Annotated in this window: 9 protein-coding genes and 1 pseudogene; 7 read left to right on the plus strand and 3 right to left on the minus strand. The window is 47.4% G+C overall.

Features of this window, described 5'->3' with window-relative positions:
- Positions 1–67 precede the first annotated feature (67 nt).
- Genes IE073_RS09955 through IE073_RS09965 form a run of 3 tightly spaced genes read right to left on the minus strand, consistent with a single transcriptional unit; the run spans position 68 to position 5,661 of the window.
- Entirely contained in the window at positions 68–3,196 is a 3,129-nt protein-coding gene (locus IE073_RS09955; protein WP_233349991.1) for a putative glycosyltransferase family protein, read from the minus strand.
- A gap of 1 nt (position 3,197) precedes the next feature.
- Complete coding sequence (locus IE073_RS09960; protein ID WP_233349992.1) at positions 3,198–4,454, minus strand: MATE family efflux transporter; 1,257 nt, start codon at positions 4,452–4,454, stop codon at positions 3,198–3,200.
- A gap of 34 nt (positions 4,455–4,488) precedes the next feature.
- A complete protein-coding gene (locus tag IE073_RS09965; protein ID WP_189585078.1) occupies positions 4,489–5,661 on the minus strand; it encodes a glycosyltransferase in 1,173 nt (390 codons plus the stop codon).
- 209 nt (positions 5,662–5,870) lie between these two features.
- On the opposite strand from IE073_RS09965, the gene IE073_RS09970 reads away from it, so the two are divergent.
- The 7 genes and pseudogenes from IE073_RS09970 to pstA all read left to right on the plus strand — a co-directional run bounded on the left by IE073_RS09970 (position 5,871) and on the right by pstA (position 14,486).
- A complete protein-coding gene (locus tag IE073_RS09970) occupies positions 5,871–6,554 on the plus strand; it encodes a hypothetical protein (RefSeq protein WP_189585081.1) in 684 nt (227 codons plus the stop codon).
- Positions 6,551–8,062, plus strand: coding sequence for a glycoside hydrolase 5 family protein (locus IE073_RS09975; RefSeq protein WP_189585084.1), 1,512 nt, complete (start codon positions 6,551–6,553; stop codon positions 8,060–8,062). The genes IE073_RS09970 and IE073_RS09975 overlap by 4 nt, the downstream gene beginning before the upstream one ends.
- 25 nt (positions 8,063–8,087) lie before the next feature.
- On the plus strand, positions 8,088–9,335 hold the full coding sequence (locus tag IE073_RS09980) for a glycosyltransferase (protein ID WP_189585087.1): 1,248 nt from the start codon (positions 8,088–8,090) through the stop codon (positions 9,333–9,335).
- 679 nt (positions 9,336–10,014) lie between these two features.
- Positions 10,015–11,145: an OprO/OprP family phosphate-selective porin gene (locus IE073_RS09985; RefSeq protein ID WP_189585090.1), complete on the plus strand. Its 1,131-nt coding sequence runs from the start codon at positions 10,015–10,017 to the stop codon at positions 11,143–11,145.
- Positions 11,146–11,168: 23 nt separating this feature from the next.
- Positions 11,169–12,260, plus strand: coding sequence for a substrate-binding domain-containing protein (locus IE073_RS09990; RefSeq protein ID WP_189585093.1), 1,092 nt, complete (start codon positions 11,169–11,171; stop codon positions 12,258–12,260).
- Positions 12,261–12,301: 41 nt separating this feature from the next.
- Positions 12,302–13,216 (plus strand): annotated as a pseudogene (gene pstC / locus IE073_RS09995) (phosphate ABC transporter permease subunit PstC); the annotation flags it as partial.
- Complete coding sequence (pstA, locus tag IE073_RS10000) at positions 13,209–14,486, plus strand: phosphate ABC transporter permease PstA (protein WP_189585100.1); 1,278 nt, start codon at positions 13,209–13,211, stop codon at positions 14,484–14,486. The pseudogene pstC and the gene pstA, both read left to right, overlap by 8 nt.
- Position 14,487: the final 1 nt, after the last annotated feature.

The following is a 14,487-nucleotide window of genomic DNA, read 5'->3' on the forward strand; positions in this document are numbered from 1 at the left end:
GCAATATGCATTTCGCGTTTTGCAATATGCAAATCAGTTGTTTTCTTTTCAAAAAACTGAAGTGGTATTAATCCAATGGACGATAGAGCATCGCGTCATAGTCGATCATAACGCGCATGTCGTCATTTGCGAGCTTAGCCCCTGTTGGCCAAATTGAGTTTAAATTTATTGCGCTGCTCTCTCCGTTAATCTGCAAGCGGTCGGGAGACGAAATATGCGTCCTCATTTTTACGGATAGTGGAATCTGAATAACCCTAACTTCGCCCGGAATTAGGTTGTTTTGCAGATAGTAAGGTTCGACCCAGGTGAGGCGGCCCTTGGCGTCGACATATGAGAGTTTAAGCTGGAGAGTGCTTACAATCTCTGTACCTATATTACTCACTTTTAGTGTCAGCGCCTGACGGCCGTCCATTTCGGAGATGTTTATTTCGGAAAATGCGACTGACTTATAGTATGCAGGGGTGCAAACGGTCGTAGAAAGTGAGACGTCAATGTCAGATGGAAGACTGTCAAATTCGGGCACGCTGAACTCATCAGGGTTATAAGCCGCATTAAATGGTTGGTCTTGAATTTTCAAATAGCCTTCAAAATCGACTCGAAAAGCTGAACTCTCTCCGGGGAGAAGTCTATGTGGGCCGATACGGCCTGCATGTTGTTTGAATTCAGCTTCTGAATCTGTGCTGACGGCTCGCGCTAACACTTTCGTACAAGCTGGAAATTCCGACAGGTTTTTTAGACGGCCAATCACGAATAGTCTACCGTCGTCCTCTATAACTTCGGTTGCCATGAGCTCAATTTCCGGCCGTGCTAGTCTTTGAACGGGGTCCATTGAGGTTGAATATTTTTGTCCAGTCAGGTCACGGAACTGTGGCGCGTTACTACTCGACGTCAGATTGGGGGTGTAGGTTTTGTCGGCGGGCTCATATTTGATTTGCCAAACTTTATTTGCGTTTTGGATTAACGTCATTTCGGTGATGACTGGCCGGATCCCGATTGATGTTAGGTATATTAGCTTTAATTTTATTCGAACCTGTCCATCATCCACGACTTCCATATTTAGGGGTTCTACAGATGTGAGCTTCCCAAAAGAGGGGACAAGGCCACCAGTGAGCTTTTGCATTTTTAGAAATTGTCCATAGTCCAAATCTGGATCGCTTGCGAGTAATGAAAAAGCCTGTTCCGTTTCACGGAAGTCTAAGTGTTGATAGAAACGCTCAACAACTGTTTCAGGCAGTAAAGGTTTACGTTGATTTTGTAGCGTAATGATTATGAGGATTGCAGCCATAGATGCAGCGACAAGAGGTAATACCCTCACTAACCAAGTCATAGTTTTCGGAGGCGTCCAAGCCACTGGCAAAGGTGCAAGTTGGGTCGCGACACCAACTGTCAACGTCGGTTCAGGTTCAGGCACCTTGACTGTCATATATGGCGAAGGGGCTATTCTCAGAAATGGCCTTGATTCAGATGAGATCAGTTGCTGACGAAGGGCTAGACCGATCAGGGTGAGTAGGCCGAGGATCAAAGATCCAATCGGCAAAATGCCCCACATCAGTTTTTGGTAACGCGGCAAATCTCTACGCGGGCGCACTATAGGTAAAGGCGATATGTCTGGTTTTTCCCAAACCCGAATACCGTTATTGAGCCGAGTGACTGGGTTCCATCCCGTATAATGCAGCACAGGGTCATAGAACTCGTCATTTGAAAACACATATTTTAAATGAAACTTCTCGGCATTAGTCAGAAATTGATTGAGTGATGCTAAACCAGGCACGCCCATATATTTTGAATTTTCTAGCCGCTCGACTGAGTAGTTCATCAAACTCGGCAGGCGTCTTGCAGAATGATAGTTGCCGTCGACTGACTCGGCGTTGATGAGGGCGCTGTGATAAGCAAATTGATCCCCAAAACCGAGGGTGAGATATCGCCAATCCGAGTGCCGGTCTTCATCCATGAATGTGACAATGGGTGCAGGATCAATGAAGTCAGGTTGCGTTGGTCTGAACGTCGGGAGAAGAGCTGTTCCAACGGCAAAGCCAACATAGGTAACAAGTGTCAGAACAAGAAAAGCGCGGCTTAGGAAAGATCCAAAAGCGCGATTGATTAATATCTTTCCCCGCCCTTCCCAGAGGCTTTGAACCGCCAATCCTGCAAAAGGTAGAATTAAGATAGACGCCCAAAAGGTAAACCTATCCAAGGTTAAAATCTCAAACGCTGGCCCAAGTAAGATACGTGGTAAAGGGGTTGTACCGCCCGTTCCTAAGAATAATGCGATCAAAACAGAAAGCCCCAATGGCCAAAGCGCTGTTCGGGCCGATTTTAGAATGACGTAAGGAACCACGGTGATCAGCATGCCCCAAGGAATGACGAAGAACATTAATCCCAAGTTGGGTTTGGCAATAAAGTTTTCTCGGCTGCCATGTGGAATGCTGACTTGTGTAATCGGGTCAGTGATTGACCAGTGCCAATAGGGGAAAACAATTGTGATGATCAAAAACAGCATCCCCAACCCCATAATAAAACCGCGTATTAAGGCTGGAGATATCCATTTTAGATATCCAAGCGTACTGGATGGTTTGTAGAGTTCACGTCGTTTCAGATTTGCCAAGAGTGCTGCTATGCCAATTGGAGCCACAAAGAAAACCGTACCAAATAAGGGCGTGACATGGTGAACCGAGGTTGTCGCTGCCGTGAGAAAAAGACCCAGTATAAAGTCTCTTTTCCGCCCATGCTCTATCCAGCTCGATATGTGAGGAATTGCGTTTAGGAACAGTGCGATTGAAAGGAGGGTGGGTAATTGCCCGAAGATGTGAAGTGTTTCCGAAATGCTAGTTGAGAAGGCGCAGAGCATCGCTGCGTAGGACGCCGCCTTATCATTTACCCACAGGCGGCTAAACCGGAACACGCCAATAATAAGAATGCCAATGGCCAAGAGTTGCAGCGCAATAAATGCGATGCGCATATCCATGAAACGCATCAAAATCCCTAAGGCTTGATGGCTTCCTGGCGGATACGCCGTCACGGTAAAGCCAGTGTACCACCTTGTTTCCCAGGGGTCGAACCACGATGTTAAATAGTGGTTCCCAAAAAACATATGGATATAGGAATCGTATGTCTGCCCATAGGTGAATGGTAAGAGCGCCCCATGAAACATGAGTGCCAGTAAGATCGCCAGATATGTCCACGACCTTGCCGTCATTTTACGAAGCTAGTCTCTCTTTTTTCGATGGCACCAGAACAATTCCTATCAACGTTGCCGCACATGCAATTTGAATAAGCAACTTCAAGCTGAAGTAGCTGTGTAACCCGATGTCAGGAAAGAAGTGATTAACTGCCGAGAGTGAAATGAGTTGAATAGCGCCAAAGAATAACACGACGAGTGCGGCAAAACTCTTGCCTTTGGCAATTTGATAGATTGCGCACAGGTGGCTGCCGATAAAGACAGCACCTGTGAGAGCGCTTATCCAAACGATTGACGAGAGTGCCTGATACTCATCGCCTAACATGACGCGCACAATCAGATCGGAATTAGGTAAAATAACGATCATTGCACCCACCGTGATCAGAGTGATTGCACCTAAAAGTGCCAGCAGTTCTCGGGGTGATGTCTGGTTCTCCTTTTGCTTGGCGACAATGGGTTGAAGGATCGTTGAGCAGGATAAGAAGGCGAAAAAGAAGACGCGTTGAATGAGAAGTAAGCCCGCTACGAGACCTGCAATTTCAGGTGAAAAGCTAGCTTTTGCGATGAGTATGTCGCTGTCCAAAACCAAGACTTGAGCGAACTGCAAAATCAAATATGGCATAGCGACGATGCCCAACGCCTTTGTCTGCGTGTCCAGGCTAGGTACCTCGCGGAAGGATAAAGATTGCAAGTCATCTTTTCGCGTCGAGAAGAAAAAACCTGCCAATATGGAAAGTCCGACGGCTCCAGCAATACCAGCTAAACCCAACCCCATTTTCCAGAGTAACAAACTACCAAAAAGTCGAATTATCCATTCAGCTTGGATGGAAAGAATGATTTTTGGTAGGTCAATCAATCCTTGTGTAAGACCTCTATAAATTACCATGGGAAGGAAAAATGGAATTGCGAGAGCCAAGACACAAAGGGCCATCGGCGAAGAAAAATTCAATGATCCTGAAATGTAATTCGCCAAGGCGATGACAATGAACATGGCGGGAATCGAGAACTTTAAACTACGCCAGGATACAGCTTGTGCCTGTTGACGGCTTTGCTGAACTTTACCTTCCTTTGCTGTCAATTCGGAAAACGCAAACTGCAACGCGCCAAGGAATGACAATATGCCAAGCTTTAGCGTGAGAAGAAGTGTGAGATCTGCAAAGGCAGCAGGGCCCATAATGCGTGCGAAAACCATATTGAAAACAAGGTTTGCAGCGTTCGCGATATTCGCGGAAATGAATAAAGCGGTGGCTGGTCCAATTAATGCGTTCGTGCGCAAAGCTCGGAGTGGTAATGTCAGAGATCGTGACACCTTAAGCCTCCGACAACGAGAAACGGGAGTTGTTCGTAAAGTGGCTCGGCAAGCGGGTCCGAATTGTGCAGTTAAAAAGTGCAGTGATGGAGGAACGCCTCGCAGCAGATAAGATATCAGCATCATCTGGAAGATAAATCGAAACGTCTTTTCCACAAGCGAGGAGTCTTTCGCAGACTTCTGTAAGGGATGTAAAAACAGATGGCTCAAGTGTTTTCACATTGGAAAAATCCAATGTGATGAGACGCTTGTTTTCCGAGACTATCGCTTCCATCGCATGAATGCTCTGTGTGCTCAAAGTTTCTCCAGACCGCAAATGCTGGGTGAGCGAAGGTTGGGGCAACACGCGCCTATTTTGAAAACGTGCTCTGATTTTCCATTGGCTGAAAATCAGCGATGTCATTTTTAGACCGCCTTTGATGACATCACTAAACTTGATGTTGGATCCGGGGATTTCGGTCCACTCCAAAACAGGGTATTCAAAGAAGTTTTTTCGTTCTCGTTTATTCGGATTTGAAATTCTTAGGAATAATTCAACATCGAAAAGCCAACCTGCAGTGAAAGGGGCGTCGAGGCAGTTGATAAGATGTTCAGTATTGCGGAACAATTTTGCTCCGCACTGCGTGTCTTTTAGAGCCAAACCAGTCGCCATACGACCCATCGATGCGCAAACCAGAGAAATCATCTTGCGGTGTATGTCTCTATAGACTCGGCGACCCAAGCCGCCAGCGCGCGACCCGAAAACGACATCTATATTGTCCAAGCGATCCGCTACCGAGATGAAATCATTTATCGCATTTAGCGGGGTTGCAAGGTCAGCGTCCAAAAATGCGATATATTTGTCGCCGCGTTTAGCCGCGAATTTTAGTCCGTGACGAACGGCTTCCGCTTTTCCAGCGTTGCGTGCCATGGTAAGAACGTCGACTTGATCGGGTAATGCGGCCATTGCACCGCAGAGCAAACTAATGGTCAAATCTCTTGAACCATCATCAACAAACACAAAAGAAATTTTTGGGTTTTTGCGAGCAAAATTTAGGAAGACCTCAAGATGCAGTCTGTTGGCTTCATTATAGCAAGGAATTATAATTGAGGTTCTATCGTGCTTCCAAATAGACGGCGTGAGTGTCTGCTGTTTTGGTGAAGTCTCAATAGATACAGTTTTTCGTTTGGTCATTTTTGTCTCCAATATTTTGGAGATAGCTACGCAAATGCCGGGCCGCGATTTTGCCTGTGTTTTCGGGTATTTTCTTTGCAAATCAGAAAAGACATTCGCATTTCGCAAAGATCATTTTGCAATCTTATTCAAATGACCCGCAAAATAGCGCGTTTTTCGCGGCATATGCATTGCAACCCTTCATAGGCAACCTCGCAAAGAAAAGACCTATGACTAAACGTACAAATGCTCCTTTATCTGTTCTGTCACTTATTTTGGTGGCCAGCTCCTCTGTGGTTTCTGCACGGGCGCAAACACCCTCTGAGAGCCTTCAAGTCTATGCGGGGCCGCAGACGGCAACCCCAGGGGAGAGCATTAGTGTGACGATTGAAATGACCGACGTTGATGGGAGAAGCTCTCACGAAAAAACTGTACAGCTGAATTATAATTCCGATGGAGTGTCTACTTCAATTTCTGGGAAAGTTTCTCACGGTTTGGTGTCATTTGATGTTCCGGCTCAACGCAAAGCGGGCAGAATGACGTTCAACGCACACGCGGGTGATTTGATCTCTGACCAGACGCCTGTCATGATCGTTGCGGGCGAACCTATTAAATTTAAACTCGTCGTCAAACCGTCCAGAGAATCTAATTTCGTAGACGTTAAGTCGGATGTAATACGTGATGTTTTTGGCAATCCAGTGTCGGACCAAACACTTATTGCCCTTGATTGGATTGATCAGAGCGGTGTGAAACAGTCGGAATTCGTGCAGCTTTCAAGCGGTCGAATGACCTATGTCAGTATTTGTCCTGATGCCTATGCGGCTCCGCTGAAAATAAGAGCTGTACTAAAAAATGTAGAAGTATTTTCTTCTGAGCTTTCTGACCTCTGTCCTGGCCGGAAGGAAAAAGCATGACGCTCAAATCGTTTAAAAAAACGAAACGGGTACCAGCCGCGATTGGCACCCTTTTGTCAGGCGTTGCGTTCGCGGGATTTGTATCCGGCATTATTGAAACGCCTGTTGGTTCAAATGAATATTTGCATGAGCATTTAACCTTATCCGCTTTGCAAGAAGAGACGAGTTGGGCAGGGGATGTTTTCCAGCTACCTGTTCAAGACCGTCAGAAGCTCGCCACAATTGTTACAAAACTTGAGCAGCCCAATTGGAAACCGGCCTCAGACATGGCCCTTACGGGGCAGGCGCTGACCGTAGCAGAAGAGGCGGCCTGTCTATCCACAACAAAGCCCTGCGGAGTTGCGTTTCGATTAGGGCGTGAATTGAGCGAACTTCAGATCAATAAAGATCTACGGGTCGCAAATGTGAGAGAGACAAGTTTGCGCGTGACATTTAGATCTGATCCTGAACTGGCATTTGTATCTATAGACAAGATCGCAAATGAGACACGATTGTTGAGGTTCTACCAAACCCAAAATGGCTGGGTTCAGAGTACATTAGAAACCCTGGATGAAGCGATTTTGGAATTTAACGAACGGAACGGAATGTTTGATGCCAAATTTTCTAAAAATTTCGTGGGCGTAAATTACTATCCTGCATCTGCATCGTGGAAAGACTTTTGGGCGGACTTCCCAGTCAGAGAGATTAAATCGGACCTCGATACGATTAGCGATATTAACGCAAATTCTGTCCGTATTTTTCTAAACCATGAGTACTTTGATAGTGAGGACACCCAAACCGACGCGATAACAAAGCTAAACGTGTTTTTAGATCTATGTGCCGTAAATGAAATCCAAGTGCTCATCACACTATTTGATCTCCGGCCAGACTATACTTTGTCCAACATGTCTGACGATATCGATCACATCGACCGAGTACTTGAAGCTGTTTCAGGGCATTCGGCGATTTTAGGCATAGATATCAAAAATCAAGCTGACTTAGATTTTCCAGCTTGGGGAAAAGGTGTCGTCGAGGGCTGGTTAACGGTTATGGCGCGTCACATTCAAATGCAATATCCAGACCTTCCAGTTACCGTCGGATGGTCAAATCCGAACTCAGCCCTTGGTTTAAACGGTATCGTCGACCTTGTGACCTATCATGAATATGGAGGCGTCGATGGATTTGCGGAGCGTTTGAACACCATAAGATCCGAAGTCGGTAAGAAGCCGATCATGATTACAGAATTAGGGTCAACAATTTGGAACCCACTTCGTTCAACGCGAGCCGCAGAAGCCAAGCAGGCCTCACGTCTGGAGAGTCAGTTAAGTCAATCATCCTCAGCAAATGGTGTATTTGTCTGGACCTTAAATGACTTTGAACATGTGGGCAGTGATGTCGTTGGGCCCAGGCCTTGGCGTAAAGCCCAGCAACGACAATTTGGCCTCATACGCCCCGATGGTTCATCCCGCCCATCGAAAGCTGTGCTTCAATCACATGCGACGTCTGTTGCAGCTCAATCCATTAACTAGTTCAAAAATACCTCAGGAAACTCCTATGAAAACCATTGCAATCGTTACCGCCTTTCCACCAAGTGCGGGCTCTTTGAACGAGTATGGACTTCATCTGGTCAACGCGTTCGCAGCGCGCCCAGACGTTCGGAAAATAATCGTGATCGCGGATAAATATAAAGGCGAGACGCCAGAACTCGACCTCGGGCCCAAAGTTGAGGTGAGGCGTGTATGGCGGTTCAATGATCCGCTCGCAGGTATCCATATATTACGGGCGCTTAAATCATCTCAGGCAGAAGGCGCTTTGTATAATCTTCAGACAGCATCCTTTGGAGATATTGAAATTCCCGCCGCTCTTGGTTTGCTCACGCCAACCATCTCACAAAAATTCGGCCTGCCGTCCGGCGTCATCATGCATAATTTGGTGGAAGCCGTTGATCTAAGCAAAACAAATCTCGCGAAAAGCCCATTGCGTCAAAAGCTTGTTGGTGCAGCAAGTTACTTTGTGACCAAGACGATGTTGATGTCGGGCTTTATGACCGTCACATTGGATAGCTTCTGGGATATTCTAAAGCGCAAGTACAAAGCCAAAAACGCATTTATGGTCCCGCACGGTTCCTTTCCGATGGCCTCGGATATCCAAGTAACCAAGCTTTTAGACCGGAAACGAACGATCGTGACGATGGGGAAGTTTGGCACATATAAACGTCTGGAGCGTACAATTGCCGCCATTCAGAATTTGAACTCTTCGCTATCCGCTTCACAGAAAATCAAGTTGGTGATCGGTGGGAGCGATCACCCCGCAACGCCGGGGTATTTAAAATCCTTGGCAACTGAACACCAAGCCGACGCAAATATTGTGTTTCATGGCTATGTCGCGGAAGAGGATGTGGCCTCATTCTTCACGCAAGCCAAACTGGCCATTTTCGATTATGATAGCACAACAGGTAGCTCAGGCGTCCTGCATCAGGCTGCAATCTACGGCACGCCGGCCGCCTATCCAATGATGGGTGACTTTATCGACGTGACCGAGCGAGAGGGACTAAAGGGTTTCAACTTCACGCCGCTAGATCAAAAGGCTTTGGAGGAATCTATTTCCGAATGTTTTGAGGCTCCAGAGCTGGGGCAAAATTTTGCCGATAATAATTTGGATATTTCCAAGGGTGTTACTATGGACACCGTTGCGTCCATTCAGTTGCAACTCCTGCGGAAAACTAAAACGGGGAATTTCAATGTTCTACGTAGAGCGAAGAATTCAGCTTTGCATCTCCAAGAGATCAGTCGCCCTGGTTAAGTTTAAACTAGCGGATAGGAATTATATCAAACTTCAACATCAGATTTTAAAGGCCTCCCTATTCACGAATTGAGTATCCTATTCTGTTTGTAAAACACGATTTTTCCCCGCGCGAAAATGGCTTGCGAAGCATTCTGAGTTGTTGAATTCATGGGAAGCGCTATTGAATAGCCTAAGTTTTCCTAAAGCGGCTTATGCTCGTCCTAAATAGCTCCGAATTTGTGTGACGGATTGCGCAACGACAGCCTATAGCACCCTGGCCACAATGATGAAGCCAGAGCAATTTTCGCAACGCCGAAGGGGAGGCTAGAGGTGATGAATCTAGGGCGCGCGACGTGATGCCAAGACTGAAGCCGTCGCTGGGCTTGGTCCATCTTCTTCAGACAGTCTTCGCCAAAACTTTGTTTTAATCTGAAAAGGTGGCTGTGGCCGAGCTCGGCAGCAAATCATATGATCAATAGACCCTATGTAGGTCGACCAAGCATGGTTTTATTGAGCCTTGGATAGATTGACCCGATAGGATCGCATGTTCTTATGTCGTCACAAAACTGTCAAAAAAAATAGATGGAACTGTCATATAACTAATATCTTCCTGTCATGTTTCTTCGGTATCGGACCGCCAACATAGCCGAGGAGGGATGAATCTTCTTAGCTCCTACGTCAGAATAAGAGGTTAGTGATGACGTTTAATAAGATAGCCATTCTTGGCGCTTCGACACTCGCGGTGTGTGTGAGTTTACCCAATGTCGCAGTTGCACAAGATGCGACGATTAAGGTCGGGGGGCGCGTGATGCTTGATTATACTATTGCCGACCTTGATACGCCTGATTCCAGCATTCGCGATAGCGAAGTTCGTCGCGCCCGTCTCTTTGCGAGCGGGACCTACGGTTCTAGCGTCAAATATAAGTTCGAGTTCAACCATTCCACTGGTGGCGGCATAGAACTGACAGACGGATACGTCCAATTCGTGCCAAAGGATAGTAAGTTCAAAGTAAAAGTTGGCCACTTTAAAACGCATAATTCGTTGGAAGAAGAAACGTCCTCACGCTTCATTTCGACAATTGAACGGGGCGCATTTACGGACGCGTTTGAGCTTAATCGCCGCGTCGGTGTTTCAGTTAACGTGAGTGGCAGCAATTACGGTATTGACGTTGGTGCATTTGGTACGAATGTTGAAACCGAAAGCGGTCCTGATGAGGGCTACGCCTTTGCGGGTCGAGGTTATTATAACCCCATCAAAGTCGACGATACACTCGTCCATCTTGGCGCATCGTGGCGTTACCGCGAGCAAGGCGATTCCCAGTCTGATCTTCGGTATCGACAACGCCCTTATACACATGTCGCACCGGACCGCATCGTCAACACAGGTCGTTTCGCCGACAGTGATAATTTCTACGGTGCCGAAGTCGCTGTTCTCAAGGGGAACATGTGGGCAGCGGGTGAATATGCGCTACTGAGCGCTAATGGGTCTGGCGCAAATGACGATGCCGACTTCTCCGGCGGATATATGGAAGCTGGAATTATGTTCGGTGGACGAAAAGCTTATAAGGGGGGTAAATTTGATCGCCCTAAAGTCGATAACCCGATTGGTGAAGGTGGCATGGGGGCGCTGGCGCTCGTGGCGCGCTATGACACAATCGATCTGCAAGATGGGCCGTATCTCGGAAAACTTGATACCATCGTATTAGGGGCAGATTGGTGGGCGACAAAGCAAACCCGCTTTGCTTTGAATTACTTTAATGTTGACGCGGAAAACGGTTCCGCGAAAAGCGGCAATGGTGTCGTTGGTCGACTTTCATTTGATTTTTAGACTTTCAGTCGAGGAAAAACATAATGTTTAAGAAAATTTTACTCTGCGGTTTCGTCGCATTCGGGGTCGCTGCATGTGGGAATGGCGGGGATAATACGTCCGAAACGTCGGTAGCCAAAGTCGAGGCGGCGCCTTCTGCGTCAGGACGTGATCAGATTAAAATTGTTGGATCATCAACTGTTTATCCTTTTGCAACAACAGTGGCTGAGAATTTTGGACGTAGCACATCGTTTAAGACTCCGATCGTCGAATCAACGGGCTCTGGTGGCGGACTGAAACTCTTCTGTTCGGGTCTGGGCGATAATTATCCAGATATCACAAATGCGTCTCGCCGCATTAAGTCCTCCGAAGTTGAGCTTTGCGCCGAAAACGGTATCAATGACATCGTGGAAGTCAAAGTTGGATATGACGGGATCGTTGTCGCAAATTCGACTAAATCCGATCGCATGGAATTGACATTGCGTGAGCTTTATCTTGCGCTCGCGAAAGACGTTCCAGATGGAAAAGGTGGCTTAAAGCCGAATGATTACATTAATTGGAGCGATATTAATCCAGCTTTGAAAGACACAAAGATTGAGATTATGGGCCCTCCTCCAACTTCGGGCACGCGTGATGCCTTTGTGGAACTGGCTATGGAAGGCGGTTGCCAAACGTTTGATTGGATCAAAGCTCTCAAAAAGACAGACAAAAATACCTATAAAGCTATCTGTCACGCGTTTCGTGAGGACGATGGGTTCATTGAAGCGGGTGAGAACGACAACCTCATCGTCCGTAAGCTGAATGCAAACCCGAATGCTCTCGGAATATTCGGGTTCGGCTTTTTGGATCAAAATGGCGACAGCGTGCAAGGCAGTGTGATTGACGATACGTTGCCAACTTTCGAAAATATTTCAGACGGATCTTACCCTGTCTCTCGTTCGCTATATTTCTACGTTAAGAAAGACATGATCGGAACAGTGCCCGGAATTGCAGAATACCTCACAGAGTTCACCAGCGTACGTGCCAGCGGACAGGACGGATATCTTTCTGAGAAGGGTCTGATCCCAATGAATGCGGAAGAGCACGCGCAATGGCAGTCTCAGGTTCGCGCTCAAAAGACACTTTCCCTGAATTAATGTCCAACTCTCGCGACTTTACATTGCGGCGGCCAAACCGCCGCAATCAAATAAAAGAATATGTGATTCAGGGTGTCCTGATCGCATGCTCTTTCGTGGCTATTTTTACGACGATTGGTATCGTCGCCTCCCTGGCGTTCGAGGCTTATCGCTTCTTTGGGAGAATTCCTCTAACGGACTTTTTGTTCGGACTGGAGTGGAGCCCGCAAACAGCCATGCGTTCCGATCAAGTCGGCGCGAGCGGCAAGTTCGGCGTCCTGCCATTGCTGTCGGGTACACTTTTGATCAGTTTCATTGCAATGTGCGTCGCCACGCCATTAGGCATTCTCTCAGCGGTTTACCTCGCCGAATTTGCGCGGCCTAAAACCCGCAATATCATCAAACCGATGTTGGAGCTTTTGGCGGGGATCCCGACGGTTGTTTATGGTTTTTTTGCCGCCCTCGTCGTCGCGCCAATCATTCGAAATATGGGCTCTGGCGCGGGGTTCCAAATTTCTTCAGAGAGCGCGCTCGCGGCTGGCCTAGTCATGGGTATCATGCTCGTACCCTTTATTTCGTCATTGTCAGATGACGTTATTAACGCTGTGCCGCAAGCGCTGCGTGATGCGTCCTACGGCATGGGGGCAACTGAAACTGAAACGATCACAAAGGTTGTACTACCTGCGGCAACGCCAGGGATTATCGGCAGCCTCCTGCTCGCAGTCTCTCGGGCAATTGGGGAAACAATGATTGTGGTGATGGCCGCGGGTCTTGCTGCGAACCTGACCGCAAACCCATTCGAAGCGGTTACAACCATGACCGTTCAGATTGTGACTTTGCTGACGGGGGATCAGGAATTTGATAGTGCTAAGACGCTCGCGGCTTTTGCGATTGCTCTGTTCCTTTTGGTTCTTACCTTGGGCCTGAACATTGTGGCCTTGAGAATTGTCGATAAATACAAGCAGAAATATGCCTGATTATCTTCTCACAACTTCGCCCCAGATGGCCAAACGTCATGCGCGCCATTCGCGTTTCCAGTGGTATGGTCGTATTGCAATTGGAATTTCTATCTCCTTCATGCTGCTGATGTTTGCGGCGATTTTTGCGCGCGGCACCGGTGCCTTCCAAAAGACAATGATCGCTGTAGATGTTGAATTTACGGAGTCTGTTATTGATCCCAACGGCTCACGTGCCGAGATGGATTTGAAACAAGGCAATTACAAACCTCTGATCCTTTCCGGTCTCCAGAAAGTTGTTCCAGGCGTCACGGAACGCAAGGATAGGAACAATCTTTACAAGCTTGTCAGCGGTGGTGCCGCTTTCGATCTAGGGGAACGCGTGGCAGCAAACCCCGACATGATCGGGACTAACCAGCGGGTATGGATAGCCGCTTCATCAGAGGTTGATCTTTATGTTAAAGGTAAGGTCGACGTCGAGTCTGATGAGGCAATCCGACGACTCAAAGATCAAGATATTGCTTGGATCAATATGTTGCAGGACGAGGGACGCGTTAAGAAGAAATTCAATCGTGTATTCTTCACCAGTGGAGATTCCAGAGCACCGGAAATGGCGGGTATTTTGAGTGCTGCGCTAGGCTCATTCTTTAGCCTTCTCGTCTGTTTTTTGATCGCCTTCCCCCTCGGCATTCTGACGGCAGTTTATCTTGAAGAATATGCGAAAAAGAACCGTCTGACGAATTTAATTGAAGTCAATATCAACAACCTTGCCGCCGTTCCGTCCATCGTATTCGGACTTTTGGGCCTCGCTGTATTTTTGAACTTCTTTAACCTCCCGCGCTCAACACCGCTTGTTGGCGGAATGGTTCTGGCGCTGATGACATTGCCGACAATAATTATCGCGTCGCGTTCTATCTTGCGGTCTATTCCGCAAAGCACGCGAGACGCCGCGATGGGTTTAGGCGCAAGTAAAACGCAGACCACATTTCACCACGTCGTGCCCTTAGCAATGCCAGGGATGCTAACGGGGACAATCTTGGGCATGGCACGCGCATTGGGCGAAACAGCGCCTCTGCTGATGATCGGTATGGTGGCCTTTATTGTGGATATTCCAAAAGGTGTGACCGATGTCGCAACGTCTTTGCCTGTGCAAATTTTCCTTTGGGCGGATAGTCCAGAAAAAGGGTTTGTTGAATTAACATCAGCGGCTATCATTGTGCTGTTGGTTTTTCTCATCTTAATGAATTTATTCGCTGTGTATCTCCGCCGACGCTTAGAGCGACGCTGGTAAT

The sequence above is a fragment of the Litorimonas cladophorae genome, assembly GCF_014652455.1.
Lineage (GTDB): Bacteria > Pseudomonadota > Alphaproteobacteria > Caulobacterales > Maricaulaceae > Litorimonas > Litorimonas cladophorae.

Bases quoted from the DNA above. Each gene is read 5' to 3' on its own strand.
- IE073_RS09980 (WP_189585087.1), top strand. From the start codon at position 8,088: ATGAAAACCATTGCAATCGTTACCGCCTTTCCACCAAGTGCGGGCTCT.
- IE073_RS09985 (WP_189585090.1), top strand. From the start codon at position 10,015: ATGACGTTTAATAAGATAGCCATTCTTGGCGCTTCGACACTCGCGGTG.
- pstA (WP_189585100.1), top strand. From the start codon at position 13,209: ATGCCTGATTATCTTCTCACAACTTCGCCCCAGATGGCCAAACGTCAT.
- IE073_RS09965 (WP_189585078.1), bottom strand. From the start codon at position 5,661: ATGACCAAACGAAAAACTGTATCTATTGAGACTTCACCAAAACAGCAG.
- IE073_RS09975 (WP_189585084.1), top strand. From the start codon at position 6,551: ATGACGCTCAAATCGTTTAAAAAAACGAAACGGGTACCAGCCGCGATT.
- IE073_RS09955 (WP_233349991.1), bottom strand. From the start codon at position 3,196: ATGACGGCAAGGTCGTGGACATATCTGGCGATCTTACTGGCACTCATG.
- IE073_RS09970 (WP_189585081.1), top strand. From the start codon at position 5,871: ATGACTAAACGTACAAATGCTCCTTTATCTGTTCTGTCACTTATTTTG.
- IE073_RS09990 (WP_189585093.1), top strand. From the start codon at position 11,169: ATGTTTAAGAAAATTTTACTCTGCGGTTTCGTCGCATTCGGGGTCGCT.